1 protein-coding gene is annotated in these 510 nt (G+C 39.0%); it reads left to right on the top strand.

Annotation, left to right across the window (positions count from 1 at the left end):
• Positions 1 to 510: transposase (locus ACTNDN_RS25000; protein ID WP_441132583.1), on the top strand; the 510-nt coding region annotated here is incomplete at both ends.

The raw sequence follows: 510 nt of genomic DNA, 5'->3' as shown, positions 1-510 counted from the left end.
GCATTATGGAACAATGGGTTTTCATCCATTGGTTGCTTTTGATGGTGCTACAGGTGACTTTCTTAAAGCGAAGCTTCGTCCCGGAAATGTATATACTTCAAATGGTATTGTTGAGTTTATTCAGCCATTAATTGAACACTACAACCAAAAGTTCCCTGAAACGAATTTATTCCTTCGTGGAGACAGTGGGTTTGCCGTCCCCGCCTTGTACGAATTGTGTGAAAAGGAATCCGTTTTATATGTGATCCGATTAAAATCTAACCTACAATTACAAAGTCTTGCTAAAGAATACCATCCTTCTTCTGCACCACGAGATGTTTCAGAAACAGAGCACTATTTTGAAGAAGCCACTTATCAAGCCAAGTCATGGTCGAAACCAAGAAAAGTGATTATCCAATCGGTACGACCAGCTGGTGAATTACTTTTTGCCCATTCCTTTTTTGTTACAAATTTTGAAATAGCTTCTCCAAAAGACATCGTACGAGCTTATCAAAAAAGAGGAACGATGGA

Origin of the sequence: Niallia sp. HCP3S3_B10 (genome assembly GCF_052064465.1) — a bacterium.
GTDB classification, from domain to species: domain Bacteria; phylum Bacillota; class Bacilli; order Bacillales; family Cytobacillaceae; genus Niallia; species Niallia hominis.
The sequence above is the reverse complement of the archived record's forward strand: the minus strand, read 5'-3'. Positions and strand labels throughout refer to the sequence as shown.